This window comes from Rhizobium sp. CB3090, assembly GCF_029714285.1.
Taxonomy (GTDB): domain Bacteria; phylum Pseudomonadota; class Alphaproteobacteria; order Rhizobiales; family Rhizobiaceae; genus Rhizobium.
The window spans coordinates 52,900-72,010 of sequence record NZ_CP121664.1 but is presented as its reverse complement, the minus strand read 5'-3'; the positions used below and the strand labels follow the sequence as shown (position 1 = coordinate 72,010).

Annotated in this window: 8 protein-coding genes; 7 read left to right on the top strand and 1 reads right to left on the bottom strand. The window is 60.3% G+C overall.

Annotated features, from left to right (window positions below; genetic code table 11):
- The first annotated feature begins 372 nt into the window (after positions 1-372).
- From QA646_RS27170 to QA646_RS27160, 3 genes are all read left to right on the top strand, one after another.
- Positions 373-14,301 carry a hemagglutinin repeat-containing protein gene (locus QA646_RS27170; protein WP_283060869.1) on the top strand — a complete coding sequence of 4,643 codons (13,929 nt, stop codon included), beginning with the start codon at positions 373-375 and terminating at the stop codon, positions 14,299-14,301.
- Positions 14,298-14,540: an Imm74 family immunity protein gene (locus tag QA646_RS27165; protein ID WP_283060868.1), complete on the top strand. Its 243-nt coding sequence runs from the start codon at positions 14,298-14,300 to the stop codon at positions 14,538-14,540. Before QA646_RS27170 ends, QA646_RS27165 begins: the two co-directional genes overlap by 4 nt.
- 536 nt (positions 14,541-15,076) lie before the next feature.
- Positions 15,077-15,382 (top strand): XRE family transcriptional regulator, encoded by a 306-nt coding sequence (locus QA646_RS27160; RefSeq protein ID WP_283060867.1) that lies wholly within the window; start codon positions 15,077-15,079, stop codon positions 15,380-15,382.
- Here QA646_RS27160 and QA646_RS27155 read toward each other — a convergent pair.
- The gene (locus QA646_RS27155) at positions 15,379-15,729 is read right to left on the bottom strand and encodes a type II toxin-antitoxin system RelE/ParE family toxin (protein ID WP_283060866.1); all 351 of its coding nucleotides are present in this window, start codon (positions 15,727-15,729) and stop codon (positions 15,379-15,381) included. The two genes, QA646_RS27160 and QA646_RS27155, sit on opposite strands and share 4 nt — an antisense overlap.
- A 450-nt stretch (positions 15,730-16,179) precedes the next feature.
- On the opposite strand from QA646_RS27155, the gene QA646_RS27150 reads away from it, so the two are divergent.
- The 4 genes from QA646_RS27150 to QA646_RS27135 all read left to right on the top strand — a co-directional run bounded on the left by QA646_RS27150 (position 16,180) and on the right by QA646_RS27135 (position 18,984).
- On the top strand, positions 16,180-16,749 hold the full coding sequence (locus tag QA646_RS27150) for a hypothetical protein (RefSeq protein ID WP_283060865.1): 570 nt from the start codon (positions 16,180-16,182) through the stop codon (positions 16,747-16,749).
- Positions 16,739-17,086 (top strand): hypothetical protein, encoded by a 348-nt coding sequence (locus QA646_RS27145; protein ID WP_283060864.1) that lies wholly within the window; start codon positions 16,739-16,741, stop codon positions 17,084-17,086. Before QA646_RS27150 ends, QA646_RS27145 begins: the two co-directional genes overlap by 11 nt.
- A 182-nt stretch (positions 17,087-17,268) precedes the next feature.
- Positions 17,269-18,198 carry a DUF4417 domain-containing protein gene (locus tag QA646_RS27140; RefSeq protein WP_283060863.1) on the top strand — a complete coding sequence of 310 codons (930 nt, stop codon included), beginning with the start codon at positions 17,269-17,271 and terminating at the stop codon, positions 18,196-18,198.
- Between the two features lie 54 nt (positions 18,199-18,252).
- Positions 18,253-18,984 (top strand): hypothetical protein, encoded by a 732-nt coding sequence (locus QA646_RS27135; RefSeq protein WP_283060862.1) that lies wholly within the window; start codon positions 18,253-18,255, stop codon positions 18,982-18,984.
- Positions 18,985-19,111: the final 127 nt, after the last annotated feature.

The window sequence follows — 19,111 nt, the reverse complement described above, 5'->3', positions numbered from 1 at the left end:
AAATGAAGAGAGGATGGTCGGATCCACACAGCTGACTAAAACAAATGCTTCAAACCAAGGTGCCGTATTGACGTACGTCGCCGTCGCCGCGCCACTCGACCTGAAGCACCTGAATCAGCCGCGACGCGTGTTCTCCGTCGTGTCACTATAGTGGTTGGTGTAAAATTCACACAGGCTTTACCAAATTCACGCGAATTCCCTGAAGTTTGCTCTCCATATCCGTGTAGTGAATTGACGTCCGCCTCCAAGTCAATCAAGAAAAACCATCAATATGGTGCCGCATGACGCGGTCCGGGCGAGGCAAGATGTAGGCTACATTTTCCTGCGAGATCCGCAGACGTGGCCTCAGCCTCTAAAGGGCGAGAGCGTATCGTGGGCAAGCATTCCGGGTGGGATTCCAGCAAATCGTTCAACGAGCGGACCGTCTTGCGGTCGAGGGCACGTAAGGCCATTCACCGGCTCGCGCGCCTTGGACATCAAACGCTTGCCGTCACCCTCAGCGCGCTTCTGTTCTTGCAGCCGATGATCGCCAACGCCCAATCGATCTCGGCAAGCACGACGGCACCTGTTGCCAACCAGCCGAGTGTCGGAGCGGCTCCCAACGGCGTGCCGCTGGTCGACATCGTCACCCCAAACGCGGCTGGATTGTCGCACAACAAATACGACAATTTCAACGTCGGAACCCAGGGCGCCATCCTTAACAATTTCAAGGGCGAGCAAGGCACCTCGAACCTTGGCGGTGTCACGCCGGGCAATCCGAACCTCAATGCCTCGAACCCGGCCTCGGTGATCCTCAACGAAGTCACCAGCGGCAACCGCTCGGCGCTCAATGGCCCGACGGAAGTGTTCGGGACCAAAGCGGACGTCATAGTAGCGAATCCTAACGGAATTACCTGCAATGGCTGCGGCTTCATCAACACGCCGCATGCCACCCTGACCACCGGTGTACCCACCATCGGCGCCGATGGCAGCCTGACGGGGTTCACCGTCAATGGCGGCGACGTCACCTTCGAGGGAGCCGGCGGCAACTTTGCGGCCAGCCCCGGTGCAGTCGATCTCTTCGATGTCGTCTCCCGCAGCATTCACGTCAACGGCCCGGTTTATGGCAAGACGCTGCGGCTGACGGCCGGCGCGAACAAATACGACTATGCGACGGGTGAGGCGACGGCGCTAACTTCCGTCTCCGGCACGCCGGAATACGCTATCGACGGCACGGCGCTCGGCGCCATGCAGGCCGACCGCATCAAGATCGTCGTCACAGAGAAGGGCGCCGGCGTCAACATGAGCGGCGACATGGCCGCCAATGCCGGGGATCTGACGCTGTCGGCGGACGGCAAGATCTCGATCGGCAATGTGTCGGGCAGCCAGGGCGTCTCCATCACCTCGAAGTCCAAGGTGACGGCGGCCAAGGTGACCTCGAAGGCAAAGCTCGCCATTCAGGCCGATTCCGGCATCACGCTGCAATCGGTTGCTGCCGACGACGATATCGCCTTGTCGAGCGGCGCCGGCCTATTGAGCGTGACGGGTGACGTCAATAGCGCCGCCAATCTCGTGATGACGTCCGCGGGCGGCATCTCTGGTGCGAATGTCACGGCCGGTGGAATAGCGTCACTGTCGGCGTCGGCCGGCAATATCAGCCTCACGGGGGCCGTCAGCAGCAAGGGCGCATTGTCGGTCACGGCGACCTCCGGCGCGATCGCGGCCGCATCGCTGTTGAGCTACAACAATATCGGCCTTACCGCCGGTCTCGACATTTCCGTTGCCGGCACGGTGTTCGCCCAGGGCAAGATTGCCGCCACCGGCCGCTCGATCTCGAGCGGCGCCACCGTCTCCGGCCTCGACATCGCCGCAACGCAGGCGGATGCGGCCGGCAAAACCGTGCTGGCAAGTGCCGCCGACCTGCAACTGACGGCGACGGGTGGTGCGGTCAATGCCGCAAGCCTGCTGTCCTCCGGCAACGTCACGGTCGATGCGACATCGCTGACGGCCCAGACCATCACGGGCCACGGCACCATCACAATCAACGCCACCGGCGCGACGGCCGCAAACGGTCTCGTGGATGTCAGCGGCCAGATCCTTGGCGGCAGTGACATCACTATCTCCGGGGCCGGCATTCAGGCAACGACGATCGCCTCCGGCGTCGATTTTACCGCCACCGATGCGGCGGGCGGCAATATCACTCTCGGGAGCGTCGGCACGCTCGATCTAACCGCCGCCGGCATGATCGATGTCGACACGCTGCTGTCGGCCGGCGATCTCACCGCTCAAGCCAACCTGCTGAAGACCGAGAATCTCACCAGCCACGGCAATGTCGACATCGATGGCGGCGTCGATGTCGCCAGCCAGTTGCTCGGTTCCGGCGCCATCACCATCAACGGCAATACCAATGGCGTCAGCGCCGATCTTCTAGCCTCCGGTGTCGACTTTGCCGCGACCAAGGTGGCCGGCGGCAATATCGTGCTGGCGAGTAGCGGCGATTTGACGATCGACGATAGCGCCGGCGCCGTCCAGATCGGGACGATCCTTGCCGCAGGCGCGATCGATGCAGTCGGCCAGACGATCACCGCCGACACCATCACCGGCCACAAGGACATCACGCTTGCCGGCGCCAGCGGCACGGCGACGGGCAGCGGTCGCGTCGATGTCAGCGGCCAGGTCCTTGGTGGCGGCAATGTTAGCGTCTCCGGGTCCAGCATTGCGGCCGACGCCATTGTCTCCGGCGTCGATATCGCCGCCACCAACGCGGCCGGCGGCACGATTGTCCTTGGCACAACGGCCGCCGGAACCGGCAATTTGACGCTTGCAGCCTCAGGCGCGCTCACTGCCGGAACGCTGCTGTCTTCAGGCGATCTCGCAGCCAACGGCGCGACCATCACCGCCGACAATGTTTCGGCGCATGGCGACATGACGCTTGGCGGCGCCATCAGCGTGAGCGATCAGCTTCTCGGTGCCGGCAACGTGCTGATCACCGGCCAAAGCCTGTCGGCCCAGACCCTCGTCGCCGGCATCGACTTCGACGCCACCAATGCCGCCGGCGGCACGATCGTGCTCACATCCAGCGGCGATCTGACGGTTGCGGTCAGCGGCGCCATCACGGCGCCGACCATACAGGCGGCCGGCAATCTCAATGCCAGCGGCGCGACCATCACTGCGGATGCGATCACCGCCCACAACGACATTACCCTTGCCGGTGCGACTAACGTAAGCGGCCAAGTCCTTGGCGGCAGCAACATCGATATCTCCGGTTCCAGCATCAAGGCTGGCGCCATCGTTTCCGGCGTTGATTTTGCCGCAACGGCTGCCGCCAACGGCGCCATCGTCCAAACGACAAGCGGTGATCTGACGCTGGCCTCGACCGGCAATATCGACGTTGGAACGCTGCTGTCGGCCGGCGATCTCAATGCGACGGGCACCACCGTCGCCGCGGATGCCGTCACGGCCCATGGCGACATGATGCTCGGCGGTGCGATCGACGTCAGCGGCCAGATCTTGGGCTCCGGCAATGTATCGATCTCCGGCCAGAGCCTGTCAGCGCAGACCCTGGTCGCCGGTATCGACTTCGACGCCACCAATGCCGCTAGCGGCACTATCGTCCTTGGCCAAACCGGCGATCTGACGGTGGCGGTCAGCGGCGCCGCGGCAGCGTCGACGATCCAGGCTGCGGGTGCTATCGACGTCAGTGCAGCCACCGTCACCGCTAACACGATTACCGGTCACAAAGACATCACGCTTGCCGGCGCAACGACTGTCAATGGCCAGGTCCTCGGTGGCGGGGACATCACCGTCTCCGGCTCCAGCATCATCGCCAGCACCATCGTCTCCGGTGTCGACTTCGCCGCGACGGCTGCGTCTGGCGGCGGCATCGTGCTCGGCAGCAGCGGCGATCTGAGCCTCACCGCGACCGGGATGATCAATACCAGCACGCTGCTCTCCGCCGGTGATCTCGGTGCCACCGGTTCGACGATCACGGCGGACGGCATTACCGCCCATGGCGACGTGACGCTCGGCGGCGCCATCAGTGTTACCGACCAAATCCTCGGTTCCGGAAACGTATCGATCACTGGCCCGAGTCTCTCAGCGCAGACCCTGATTGCTGGCATTGACTTCGACGCGACCGATGAGGCTGGCGGTAATATCGTCCTCGGCCAAACCGGCGACCTGACCATTTCGGTCAGCGGCACTGCCGCGGCTTCGACCATTGAGGCGGCCGGTGCGATCGACGTCACTGCAGCGTCCGTTACCTCTGACGCGATCACCGGTCACAAGGATATCACCCTTGCCGGCGCGACCAGCACGACGACCGCAAGCGGTCGCGTAGACATTAGCGGCCAAGTCCTCGGCGGCGGCAACATTGACATCTCCGGCTCCAGCATCAAGGCCGGCGCCGTCGTTTCCGGCGTTGACTTCGCCGCCACGTCTGCTGGCGGCGGCAATATCGTCCTTGCCAACGGCGGCGATCTGACCCTTGCTTCGACGGGGATCGTTGATGCCGGCACGCTGCTGTCGGCCGGCGATCTCAACGTGACGGGCACCAGTGTCAGCGCGGATTCCGTCACAGCCCATGGCGATATCATGCTCGGCGGCGCGATCGACGTCAGCGGCCAGGTTCTGAGCTCCGGCAACGTCTCGATCACCGGCCAAAGCCTGTCAGCACAGACCCTTGTCGCCGGCATCGACTTCGACGCCACCAAGGCCGCTAGCGGCAATATCGTCCTTGGCCAGACCGGCGACCTAACGGTCTCCGCTAGCGGCGCGGCTGTGGCGTCGACGATCCAGGCCGCCGGCGTCATCGATGTTAGCGGCGCCACCGTCACCGCCGACACGATCACTGGTCATCAGGACATCAGCCTTTCCGGTGCGACCAGGATTAACGGTCAAGTCCTGGGTGGCGGAGATGTCAGTATCTCCGGCTCCAGCATCCAGGCCGGCACCGTGGTTTCCGGCGTCGACTTCGCTGCCACATCCGCCGGCGGCGGCAATATCGTCCTTGCCGGCAGTGGCGATCTGACGCTTACCTCGACCGGTAATGTCGACGCCGGCACGCTGCTGTCGGCCGGCGATCTCAATGCCAGCGGCACTATCGTCACCGCCGATGCGGTAACCTCGCATGGTGATGTGATACTCGGGGGCGCGATCAGCGTTAGCGGCCAGATTCTTGGTGCCGGCAACGTGTCGATCACCGGCCAGAGCCTGTCGGCCCAGACCCTCATCGCTGGTATCGATTTCGACGCTACCAATGCCGCTAGTGGCAATGTCGTCCTTGGCCAAACCGGCGACCTGACCATTTCGGTCAGCGGCGCCGCCGCGGCGTCGACCACACAGGCCGCCGGCGCAATCGACATCAGTGCAGCTTCCGTTACCTCTGACGCGATCACCGGCCACAAGGACATCACCCTTTCCGGCGCCACTGCCGTCAGCGGCCAGGTCCTCGGTGGCGGCGCCATCGACATCTCCGGTTCCAGCATCAAGGCCGGTGCGCTCGTTTCCGGCGTCGACTTCGACGCAACGGTGGCCGCCGGTGGCAACATCGTCCTTGCCAGCAGTGGCGATCTGACGCTGACCTCGGCCGGCGACATCAATACGGGCACCTTGCTGTCGGCGGGCGATCTCAGCGCTGCCGGTTCGACCGTCACTGCCGATGCCATGACGGCGCATGGCGATGTGACGCTCGGCGGCGCCATCGTCGTCAATGGTCAGGTGCTCGGCTCCGGCAATGTGCTGATCACCGGCCAGAGCTTAAGTGCCCAAACCCTTGTCGCCGGCATCGACTTTGACGCCACCAATGCTGCCGGCGGTGATATCGTGCTTGGCCAGGCAGGCGATCTGACGGTTGCGGTCAGCGGCAACGCCGCGGCATCGACCATGCAGGCTGCCGGCGCCATCGATGTCAGCGCGGCCACTGTCACTGCCGACGCGATCACCGGGCACCAGGACATCACGCTTGCTGGCGCGACCACAGTGAATGGCCAGGTTCTTGGCGGCGGCGATATCACCATCTCCGGTTCCAGCATCACCGCCGGCGCCATCGTCTCCGGTGTCGATTTCGCAAGCACGGCCGCTGCCAATGGCAATATCGTGCTCGGATCATCGGGCGCCATGAACCTCACCGTCTCCGGCAATGCCACAGCCGGCACCATCCTGTCTGCTGGCGACTTTGCGGCGACGGCTGCCGATCTTCAGGCCGGCAGCATCACCAGCCACGGTAAGGTCGGGATCAACGGCAACGTCGATGTCACCAGCCAGATCCTCGCCGCCGGTGATCTCACCATCAACGGCGGCAGCATCAGCGCGCCGGTGCTGATCTCCGGCATCGACTTTGCCGCCACCACCGCGGCCGGCGGGAATATCGTGCTCGGATCATCGGGTGCCATGAACCTCACCGCGACAGGCGATATCGTCTCGCAAACCATGTTGTCGGCCGGCGACTTTACCGCACAGGCGGCCAATCTTCAGGCCGACAGCATCACCAGCCACGGTAAGGTCGGTATTCTCGGCAATGTCGATGTCAGCAACCAGGTGCTTGCCGCCGGCAACCTCACCATCAATGGCGGCAGCATCAGCGCCCCCACCCTGATCTCCGGCATCGATTTTGCCGCGACCAATGCCGCCGGCGGAAGTATCGTGCTGGCATCGTCCGGCGCCATGGATCTTTACGCCTCCGCCGGTCTTGCAACGTCGACCATGCTGTCGGCCGGCGATATCGACGCCAGCGCTGCCACCATTACAGCCGGCGCCGTCACCGCCCATGGCGATGTCACCCTTGCCGGCAGCAGCAGTGTCATTGTCACCGGCCAGCTTCTGAGCGCCGATGATGTCTCGCTCTCCGGCCAGGCCGTCCAGGTCGGTCAGGCCGTCACCGGCGTCGATTTTGCCTCTACCGCGCAATCGTCCAACGGCGCCATCGCTCTCGGATCTAGTGGCGATCTCGACATCGTTGCGACAAGCGTCACGGCCGGCACGTTGATCGTCGCCGGCAGTCTCGATGTGGCGGCCAGCGCCCTTACCGGCGGCGATATCACCAGCCACGGCACGGTGGCGATCGGCTCGTCCACCAGCCCCGGCGCGATTGCGATCAACGGCCAGCTTCTTGGCGCCAGCGACGTCTCGATCACCGGATCCAGCATCAGCGGCAACGTCATCGTCGCCGGCGTCGATTTTACCGCCACCAGCCAATCGGCAAGCGGCAATATCGTTCTCGGCAATGCGGGTGATCTGACGCTGCAGGCGACGTCCGGCGACATCTCTGTCAGCAGCCTGATGGCCGCCGGCAGCATCACCGCCAATGCGGCGGGCAATGTCAGCACCAATGCCGTTGCCCATGGCGACCTGACGGTAAATGCCGGCAATGCGATCACGCTTAGCGGCCAGTCGCTGGCCGCGCGCAACGCCAATCTTGCTGCCCGGTCGATGACAATCAACAGCCTGGTGTCCGGCGTCGACTTTGCCGCCACCAGTGCGGCCTCAGGCGGCAGCCTGATGCTGCAGCACACCGGCGCGATGACACTTGCCGCCTCCAGCGGCAGCATCAACGCCAACGTGCTGCTCTCCGGCGGCAGTGTTGCCGCCACGGCAACGCAGAACATCGGCTATGCCAGCCTGCAGAGCCTCGGCAATGCCACGCTCACCGCACCCGGTTCCATCAGCTATACCAGCACCACCCGTGTCGGCGGCAATCTCACCCTCAACACCGGCGCCCTCGATCTTTCCGGCAGCCGGGGCAGCGCGATTGCCGGCGCCGGCACGCTGATCGTCAACGCATCCTCCGCCAACCTCTCCGGCAGCAATCTCGTCTTCGGCGGCCTGACACTCAATCTTTCCGGCAACGCCGACCTCTCCAATGCTGACGTCAGCGCCGTCACCAACGGTGGCGGCTCAGGCGACATCACCGTTTCCGCCGCAGGCCTTACCACGACGGCCGGCACCTCGCTGCTTGCCGCGCACGACCTGACGCTTAATCTGCCGTCGCTCGGTAATGCCGGTCAGCTCGCCGCCGGCAACGATCTCACCTTCAACGTATCAGGGGATTTCTACAACAGCCCCTCCGGCCTCGTCTTTGCCGGCAACAACGCCAACTTCTTTGTCGGCGGCGTGCTCACGAATGACCAGGGAGCTCTGCTGTCCGGTAATGGTCTTGCCATTGCAGGGCCAGGCGGCGGTCGCAATGGCGCCGTCGTCAACTACGCCGGCCTCATTCAGTCCGGCGGCAGCATGTCGATCCTGACCAACGGTCTGACCAACACCACGACCTCCGGACCGGTGATCCAGCGCAATGTGCAGATCTCCAACACCATCCTCAGCGCTTATGATCTGATCACCGAGACCTACAAGTGCGAGACGCGGTGCGGCACCGGCTCGGGACAACATGAGCCGACCTATGCCTGGACGGAGACCGTCGACCATCTGGTGAGCCAGATCGTCTCGCAGGATCAACTGATCTCGGGCGCCGGCGCTTCGGCCAAGATCCGTGCCGGTGGTCCCCTGACCATCAATGCGATCAATCTGACCAACGCCTATAGCTCGATCGAGTCCGACAGCAACATGCTGCTGACCGTCGCCGGCACGCTGACCAATGACGGCACGACGCTGAACCGCACCACTACGACCACCTGCGACAGCTCTACGCCCTGCCAATATTATCCTGACGTCATCAAATCCGATACGACGCAAGGCGGTCCGGATTGCAGCGGCCCCAACAATCCCTGCATCGGCGGCAACGATCCGTCGCTCACCTATTCCGACAATCCCAACGGCAATCGTGACGCTTCCAAGGACCTTGCCGCCGGCTCCACGGTGAGCCTACAGGCGATCGGCGCGATCTCGGGCGTCATCGAGGCGCGGGGCGCGCTCGTCATCAATGGCGGCGGCACGGTCAACAACGTCGCCGCCAATGGCTCGATCAACGGCGGGGTTGCCATCGATGCGCCGGCAACCGCGAGCAATCCGCTCGGCGCCTTGAATAGCATGACGGCCGGCGGCGCCCTGTTCAACGTCAATGCTGCACTCGCCAGCGTCGCCGCCAATGGGGGTGCCAGCCTCAGTAGCGGCCCGTCGCTTGCAAGCACCAGCACAACGATTGCCAGCGGTCCGACGGTCAATGGCAGCAGCCTGACTGCAGGCAGCACCTCGATCAGTAGCGGTAGCCTGACGGCGAATGGCAGCGCCTCAGTGGACGGGAACAGCGTGGCTGTCGCTAACGGCGTTTCGATTAGCGGCGGCAGCCTGACGGCGAATGGTAGCGCCTCGCTGAGCGGCAACGGCGTGACCGCCGCCGGCGGACCTTCGATCAATTCGACTGCCTTGACCACCGGTGGCGCCTCGGTCAATCCCAATAGCCTGATGGGCAAGCTCACCGCCGCCATCGGCAACAGCGGCAATCTTGCCCAGATGCTGCAGGTAAACGGCGCTCAGCTCGCCGCACTTGCCAAGCCGCAGTCCGGCGGCGTCGGCGGCACGGTGCCGGGCCAGGTCTTCCTGTTCGAAACGCGGGCAGCCTTCCTCGACGTATCGAAGTTCTACGGCTCGGCCTATTTTATCGACCGGATCGGCTATACGCCGGAGACGCAGGTTCCCTTCCTCGGCGACGCCTATTTCGACAACCAGCTCATTGACGAGCAGTTGCGGCAACTGGTCGGCGATGGCCTCGGCGCCGGCTCCTTCATCCCCGGCAACAATGCCACCGATCAGATGAAGACGCTTCTCGACAATGGTGTCGCCTATGCCGAGGCCAACGGCCTTGCCCTCGGCCAGGGGCTGACGCCCGAGCAGGCGGCGTCGCTCACCCAGTCGATCGTCATCTACCAGACCGAGATCGTCGACGGGGCGCAGGTGCTGGTGCCGGTCGTCTATCTCTCGGCCGCCGACCGCGCCAAGGTGAATAGCGGCGGCGCCGTCATTGCCGGCAACACGGTCAGCATCGATGCCGGCTCCGTCGACAATTCCGGCGCGATCGCTGCCGCCGACGGCATGACCATCAATGCCACCGACATCAAGGCCAATGGCGGCGTCTTCCTCGCCGGCGGCAACATGAACCTCAATGCCACCAACGGCATCACGCTGGCCGCCCAGACGATGAACATCGGCGGCCAGACCGTCGTTGCCGCCAATGGCGGGGTCACCGCCGGTGGCAATCTGAAGATGGATGCCGGCGCCGGCAGCCTGACGCTCACCGGCACCAAGGTGGCGGCCGGCGGCTCGGCCGAGCTTTCCGGCAAGACCGTGACGCTTGGTGCCGTCAAGCAGGACAATGGTGGCACGCAGGCTCTCATCGGTACCACGGTGACGACCGGCGGCAACCTTTCCATCGCCGGCACGAATGGCGTCAACATTATCGCAAGTTCCGCCAAAGTCGGCGGCGATCTCTCCGTCCTCTCCTCGAACGGTTCGGTCAACATCATCTCCGCCGGCGTTGAGAACACCGTCCTCACCAAGGACCGGCTGAGCCTTGCCCAAGGCGGCACCATCACCACGACCACCAGCCAGATCCAGCAGGGCTCGTCGCTGATCGCCGGCGGCGCCATGCTGGTCTCCGGCAATCAGGGCGTCTTGATCGCCGGCTCGACGCTCGATGCCAAGGGCAATCTCGGCATCGTCTCGGCGAGCGGCAACATTGCGATCACGGCGACTGAAGATCAGACCACCAGCCAGTCGAAGACGATCGCCGGCCTGGCCACCGGCTACAAGGGCGGCAGCTCGTCCTCAACCTCGGTCAGCAGCAACGGCTCGTCGATCACCTCCGAGAATGGCAAAGTGACCGTCGAGGCTGATGCCGGCAATCTCAGCGTCATCGGGTCCGATATCGTCGCCAAGGGAGGCACCGCCACCCTGGTCGCCAAGGGTGACATCACCATTGGTGAAGCAACCGATAGTGCTTCTTCCACCAGCAAGTCCGGAAATACCAAGAGCAGCGAGACGACGACCACGGCTGAGGGATCGACGATCTCCGGCCAGACCGGCGTCAGCATCGCCTCCACCGGCGGCAACGTCACGATCTCGGCTTCCGATGTCACCGCTGGCGACGCAAACCACACCGCCGATGCCAAGGTCAGTGCTGCCGGCAACATCGTCGTCGCCTCCGGCAAGGATACGGAGGAAACGACCTCCGACAGTAAGTCGAGCGGTTTCCTGTCGTCGAAGAAGACCCATACGCACACCTACGACGAGGATGCCGTCGGCTCCTCCATTACGGCATCCGGCAACGTCAACGTCGCCGCTGGCGGTGAGACCGTCATCTCCGGATCGCGCGTCACCGCCGGCAATGATCTCAGCCTCTCCGGCTCGACCGTCACCGTCATGGCGGCAGAGGAAGAGCACGAGAGCGACAAGCAGACGAAGAAGTCAGGCATCGGCGTCGGTTCGGGCGGCGGGTTTATCTCGATTTACGGCAGCCACGATAAGACGATCAGCGAAAGCTCAACGGATAACGTCGGGTCGAAACTCACTGCCGCCAATGGCAACATCATGCTCAACGCCACCAAGGGCGATCTCAACATCATCGGATCCTCGATCGCGGCGACCAACGGCGATGTCACGGGTAAGGCCACCGGCGATATCAACATCCTGCCGGGGCATGAAAGCGATGATACCTCGAAGAGCGACAAGCGCTCCGGCTTCGGCATCCAGGTCTCGACCAGCGGTGGCGGCGCGTCGATCGGCATCGGCGTTGGCCGCTTCACCGACCAAGTCAATCAAAGCGCCGATACCAATGCGGTCTCGACGATCAACGCTGGCGGCGACATCACACTTAAGGCGGGCGATACTTTTAACGACCAAGCCGGTCAGATCGCCGCAGGCGGCGGTGTGACCATCAGCGGCGCGAATGGCGTCAATATCCTCTCCGGCAACGACGTCACCAATTTCGACGAAGTGGCCACCAGCTTCTTTGCCGGCGTCAGCGTCGGTGTCTCCTCGAGCTTCGTTAGCGCCGGGCAAAGCATCGAGAACCTCGCGTCCAAACTCGGCAATGTCACAGATGGTTATTCGGCCGCCAACGTCGCCTTTGCCGGCATGAAGGCCTATGAGGCGCTCTCCAATCTCAAGGACAGCGTCGCGGCCGGCAATCTCGCCTCCGTCTCACTGACGGCCGGCTTTACCTATTCGAAGACCGAGACCTCGGTTTCGAGTTCGACGCCGGTGCTGCCGACGATCTCGGGCAGCTCCGTCGACATCTCCACCAACGGCGATTTTGTGAGCCGCGGCCTGCAGATCTCGGCGCAAGCAAGCCCGGATCACGCCGCCGACCCGATGAACGGCAGCGTGTTGATCTCGGCCAACAATATCGACATGGCCGGTGCGCAAGCGACAAGCGATGCCTCCTCACGCAGCGAGTCCGCTGGCGCCAGCATCGGCGTTTCCGTCGGCGTCGGCATAGGTGGCGCGACCGGCATCACGCCGACAGCCAGTGTGTCGGCCGGCCAATCGAAATCGTCCAGCTCCTCGACGACGCAGGTCATCTCGTCCGTCAGCGCCTCGAACAACATCAAATTCGTCTCGAAGGGCGACACGACGCTCAACAACACCGTCTTCTCCGCCGATACGATCGACGGTGATGTCGGTGGCAATCTTTCCATCATCTCGACGCCGAATACCGGCGCCCAGTCGAATAGTTCTTCCTCGCTCGGTTTCTCCTTTACCGGAGGCACGATCGGCAAGACGGAAGGTCAGGACCTGCTGACGGCAAGCAATGTCGGCACGGCGCTTGGCGGACTCACCCTTGGCGGCGTGCAGCCGGGCTTCGGCTCCGGCAAGGGCTCCACCAACTGGATCGACACGCCGGCCGGCCTTTATTCCACCGGCGATCAGAACATCACCGTCGGCGAGAACACCAACCTGACGGCGGCAGGCCTGATCTCCACCAATGGCCAGGTGAACCTCGACACCGGCACCTTGACTTGGTCCGACTTCGTCGGTTCGCAAAAATACCAGGGTTATCAGGTCGACGCCAATATCGATCTCTATGGCGGCGCCGATGCAAACGGCAAGACGCAGAACAACAGCAGTGCTGAGGGCAAGTACCAGCTCGATGATGTCGAGCAGTCTGTCAAGGCGACGATCAGTGGCAGCGGCGGGGCTGGCAACATCACCATCCGTAATCCGGATCGGCAGGCCGCCCTTGAACAGAGTGGGCAGACGGGAGCGGTCGACCAGATCAACACCAATCCCACCCAGCAGAACGTCGTCACCAAGGACAAGCATATCGATCTGGAGCCGTATATCTCGGTTCAGAGCCTGCAGGCGGCCGTGGATGCCGGCCAGACGCTGATGCAGGCAATCGGCAATGCGCTCGATAAGATGGTCGCCGATCGGAAGATATCGTCCAGTGATGGTCAGACGGCGCGCAACATTCTGTTGAGCCTGAAGGACCCGAAGCTTCAGACAGCGCTTATCAGCTGCGCGAAGCAGAGTAACGGCAGCATATGCTCTGGCGTCGACCCTTCATACGGCACAATTTCGTCCGATCTGGCGCGCGCGATCATAGGGATTGTTGAGATCGGCCCCAAGATCACCGTCCTCAGCTCCGAGGACAAAACCGTCGTCAGTGAGACTGGGCAGGAGGTCGACCCCGAAACTGAAGACGAATTTAGAACGTGGGATGATCTACTGGACGAATTTGAAGCCTTAAATGGTCCGAGGCTGCCTCCATCGATTACATCCCCAAGTCAGGTGAGATTGCCGGAGAGCCTCAACTGGCTCAACCAGAGCGACGGCATCGCTATAAATGGCTCAGGCGGTCTGTTCCGCAGCGTCGGTACCACATACAACGGCAGTGAGCCGGTCTATGAGGAACTCGGTCCGAGTGGTGAAACGACCGGGAAATACGTCACGCTCGATAGTGGCGGCAATGCCATAGCCGTGGGTGGCAATAGCGGTGTCACATACTTCCAGCAGTCGAGTGGTTTGGGTTCTACGGCCACGAACAATCCGGTTGCGACGCAACCGAATACTGCGTTCTTCTGGTCAGGTCGAACTGGCAGTGTTGGCGGTCAAGACGTCGCCGCCCAAATTGCCCTGGAGAACGGCGGTACGACACTTGAGACGTTAATTGGGCAAAATGGCGTCCAGATGCCAGCATGGGACGCCTCAAATCCTGCGGTTGTCCAAGCGTGGCAGAATATTTCCGCGCTATATGCTGCCGGTGCCTCGGGAACAGTTCGCGCGGTCATTGGCTCAAGCCTTCGGCCGGGCAACGTCTGGGAAACCGCCGAGCTCCCCGCCTTGATGAACAATCCTAAAGTTACGCAAATCATTACTATTGACCCTGCGACGGGCGCTAGTAAGGTCATCTTTACGCGAGGTAAGCCATGATCCTTGATGTATCACGAGGCCATATCAAGGTGAAGATTTTGGACCGCATTGCAACGGTGCAGGGGGAGATGTTCTTTCCAGGAAACGACAAGCTTGGCTTTGCGGTCTTTTCAGACACCATCGATTTCTGGGATCCACCTGACCAAGCCTTGCCGATTTCGGCTGCAGAAAAGCAAGCGATATTAGATGATATAAAGGCGGAGTTTGCCAAGGGAGGGCATACGCTTGAGATTGAATAGCCACAAGCAAGGCGAAATAGGTTAAATGGTACCCGCAGGTATCCCTGGGATCTGCTCGACGGGCCGGTTAAGTGAATGATCTATGGTCCTTGTCAGCGTCCGCTGCGATCTTCCTATTGCTTAGGGCAAATGATCGCCTTGAGCGGAATCGAACCATCGACCCGCCAAAAGTAAAAGCTATCTATTTGTATTTTCTTTCAAACCTCCCGACACTGCCACTGTCTCACACCACCTAGAGGAAATTACCCGCTCTGCACGCAAATTGGACGCTCCGAGCTTAACTGGCGCCTGACTTCAATTACCATATCGATTTCGGATAAATTTCCGAACGCTGACGCCGACTATGTTTCCCGCAGCGGCGACAACGCCTACGTGCCCGGGCAGAGGCTCATCATCAACCGGCGGCCGTTCTCAACTTCGTCGACGTCTCCATTGTGCCGTCAGCTGGCGGCTAAAATTGATTATCTAAATTGTTGACATTTCGGGCGACGTCGCATAAATATGCCAAATCTTATATATTCACTCAAGGAAATTCAATGATAAAGCGCGTCACAAGCCTGTTCGATGTCATATCGGACAACGCTTCGGAAGCTGCCGACATGAAGTTCCGCGCCGACCTCATGATTACCCTGCGCGACCTGTTCGAAGATCGCGGCTGGAAGCAGGCGGACATTGCGAAAGCTCTCGAACTCCCACAACCGCGTGTCAGCGATCTGATGCGTGGAAAGATCGACCGTTTTTCGGCTGACAAACTGATTGGCTTCCTCGCCAAGCTGGATGTTCGCCTAAAGCCGTCCTTCGCAGATCACAAAGTGACCTGCGAAGTCCAAGTCGCAGCCTAGTCCCTGCGGTCTCTTTTGCGCTTTTCGATCAGCTTGACCATCTCTTTGTAGCGGATTTTTGCCGTTTTCATCGCCGGCTTATCCACATCGTTGGTTGTCTTTTCGAACGCGTGGAGGATGTAGATCGTGTCTTCATCCTCAACGTAGACCAGTCTGTGTGCCGGGCGACCGTTTCGCTTCAGTTCGATCGCACCTGGTCCTACGCTCTCCTTGATGTTGGTTGTCTCTGAGAACGGCTTCTTTCCGTTTTTCAGAGCATCCACGTCGAGAGCGAACCGTTCCTGTATCTTTCGGGGCAGTTTGCGGAACTCTTTTTCTGCCCGCCCGATAAACTCTATCTCTTTCATTGAACCTCATCGTTAGTTGAACACGCGTCGATGCGCCCTGCCGAAGCAAGGTGGCAAAGAATCGAATTTTTCTGAGAAAAACGCGACCAGGACTAGAATAGTCCATGCACATACGCTAGTCAACCACCATGAGGTTAGATAGACCCATTGTTCTTATAACATCGAGGCGTCCAAGATGTCAACATTTTTTGCCGAATTAATTTTTTAAAATAGAACTTGTGAAATCAACATCGTTTTCAATGGCTTACGCGGAACGGCATCGGTCACGTCGGGGAAAAATTCAAATAATCGAGCTTTTCGCCTAGTTTGGTCCGTAGGCGTATTTCCTTCGATCGCGCTAGTGCAAATTGACCGGAATGCCCCTCGGCCGGGCTACTCTTGACGAGTTGACCTGTAATCCCTATATCTCACCTATATCACGTGAGAAAGGTGAGCATTGTGAGAATCTCGTTGATACAAGTATCCGATAATCCCGTCCTTGCGGGAGCCGTTAATGGGAAGATCGCTTTCGCCGAGATGATCAAAAGTATCCCGGACGAAATCGTCATTCCGCAACCGCTCTTCCTGGACTTCGGTGGTGTAGCGGTGGCCACCGCGAGTTATCTTCGCGAGTCTGTCTTTGCCCTTAAGGCTTATCTGCGAACGAAGAGCTCGTCCTATTACCCGGTCGTTGCCAACGCGAATTCCGATGTCTGGGATGAACTGTCGGTAATAGCTCATGCCAAGAACGACGCCATCGTAGCCTGTGAGCTTACGGATGACGGTGTCACGTCGAACGTCGAGCTGGTTGGCAGCCTCGATCCAAAGCAACAGATGACCTTCGAACTTGTCTTAAAGTTCGATGAAGTCGATGCCAACTCTTTGATGGAACAGTTCGGCGAGGTCGAAAAAACTAAAAGTACGACGGCATGGAATAACCGTTTGACTGGCTTAGCATCACGCGGAATCATTCGGGAATACACCAAGGGTAGATCGAAATACTACCGTCCATTGTTAACGGAGCGCGCTAATGGGAATTGAGTTTCTGACGCGAACTCGAACGACGATACGAAAGCATATAGACCGAAAGCGCGTCGAACTCGCGACGCCCGACCTGTTTACGCAGCAGCCCACCGATCAGCCCCGCTGCGCCATGATCTCGCTTAAGAAGGGCGCGGTCGTAAAAGAAGGTGACAGGCTGATTATTGAGTTAAGCAAAGCCTCGATCACCGTAAGCAGCGACAACAACGTCGTTGGCGTCTACGAAAAGCCCAGCCCTGAGGTCCTGACCAATCTTTCAAACAGCGGCGGTACGGCCGGCGGAGTTGTTCGACGCGTCATGAAACTCTCGGGCAAAGCGGAGGTGTCGCTTTGCTAGATCCACGTAGCAATGAAGTACTTGTGCGCGCGCTCACGGATGATCCGTTTGCGCATTCGCTCGCCCTCGGATGCGGAAACTGCACGAAATTTGAGTGGTGCGGGGGACTATCGGTGCGGGATTCGATCTTGGATTGTCTGGACTTTTGTTGTGGGAAGCCAAACGAGTGCGCTAATGTTTGCGTGAAAAATCCGGTCCAGTACGTCGATCAGCTGCGTGAAATCCTTGGATTCGATCTCGCAAATATTCCGCGCGTGACCGGAAGTTATCGGACAATCGAGCACGACGTCGTGCAATTGATCTACCATCGGACCGGTCGGGATCGCCCCGTATCCGGATCAGCCTTTGCTCTGAGGTTTCACGATGTGGTTGATTTTGCCCGTGGCGAGGTTCGTTTTCGCACACGCGATCATCTTTGCCAAGCGTTCAAGATCGATCCGTCGGCTGACCTCATCCTCAGCGGCGTCGATCATGACGAAAGGATCGAGCCTTGGTGGACTTTGCAAGATCGCCGCTCCAACGTCCTTCGGCAACTTCGTGATTTGGACATTCAGCTTGTCACCGCTCCAAACTTCAGTCTTGTGCTTGACAAGCCGCGGACAGATGACTTGCACGCGATGAAACGCATTGCGATAGTCTGGAGTGAATTTGAGAAGCATGGCATCGCCTGCGCTCTCCACGTTAACTCGAGGACATTGAAAGACTTCGAGCGTTGGGCGGATTTCGTGCGCTCGCGGAGCGAGGTCGGTATCATCGCCTACGAATTCATCACAGGCGCAGGTAAGAAGGCGCGCCGTAAGTTTCATATCGACGGCTTGCGTAAGATCGCTCAGACCGCTGACCGGCCGCTCGATATCATTGTCCGCGGAGACCCAGACGTCATAGCCCACCTTCAGCCGGATTTCCGGAAGGTGATCTACATTGATACGATGGCTTATATGAAGACGATAAAGCGCCAGCGTGCAAAGCGTTCCGGTAATACAAAGCTTGAGTGGGTTGCGACTCAGACAAAGATCCCCTCCGAAGTCGACGATATGCTGCGACACAACCTAAGCGAACAGAACCTCTTTCTTCGCGGGCGCTTTTATGACCATGATATGGCGTCAGTCTAAAGGTGATTCATCGAAACGCTCACACTTGATCTCGTCGAGGATATTTCTCTGGCGTTGCAGAGCGGCGCCATCGACAACGCGGATATTCCCCCCTGCACTGCTCAGTCTGTAGGGGCCTTTCTTGAGCTCGTCCATATCTTCCCGAAGCTTCTGCTGGAACAGTCAGAGTCGGAATGGCTGGATCCGCGGCACTTCCGGCGCTTCATCACACACGGAGAGATGCCGTGGCTTGTCGAAGACCCGCACCCCTTCGGGCTAGTGCCCGTTTCGACGATGATCTCCAACCCACTCGTTTGGACGGACATGATCAACCGGCTAAAGCGCCTGAGCATCAATGCTGGATTTTCAAACGACCACAGCGGCAAGTTTCTTGCAGCTATTGATGAACTTTGGAGCAATGTCGTTGACCACAGCCAAAAGAGCGACACTGGCTATATCGCCTTCAGTCTCGAGCCAAAAAGGTTTGAATTTATCGTCGCCGACCACGGTGTTGGCGTCCTTGCGAGTTTGAAGTCAAACCCGGCATACGCTGACTTGACCGATCACGGACGCGCGATCGAACTGGTCCTCTCGGAAGGCGTCTCACGCTATTATACAGAAGACGGACACGGCTTCGGGTTCCGCCCTCTATTTGTCGGGCTCGCGAACATTGCTCGTAGCCTGCGGTTTCGATCGGGAGATCATGCTCGGGAGATTGTTCGCGTTGACGAAGGTGCTCCGGTATCGCGGACCTATGAGGTAGCGTTCCTCGCAGGCTTCTTTTGCTCGGTCGTTTGTTTGGTTTGAACGGCACAGCCTGCCCTATTTATTTTGGCCAGGTATCGCAAGGATTCGTCTCGTAAGCACGGACAGCAATAGGATTGTGCCTCGGGTAGCATTTGCAGAATGCTCGTCACCGTGACCGCACTCGGCG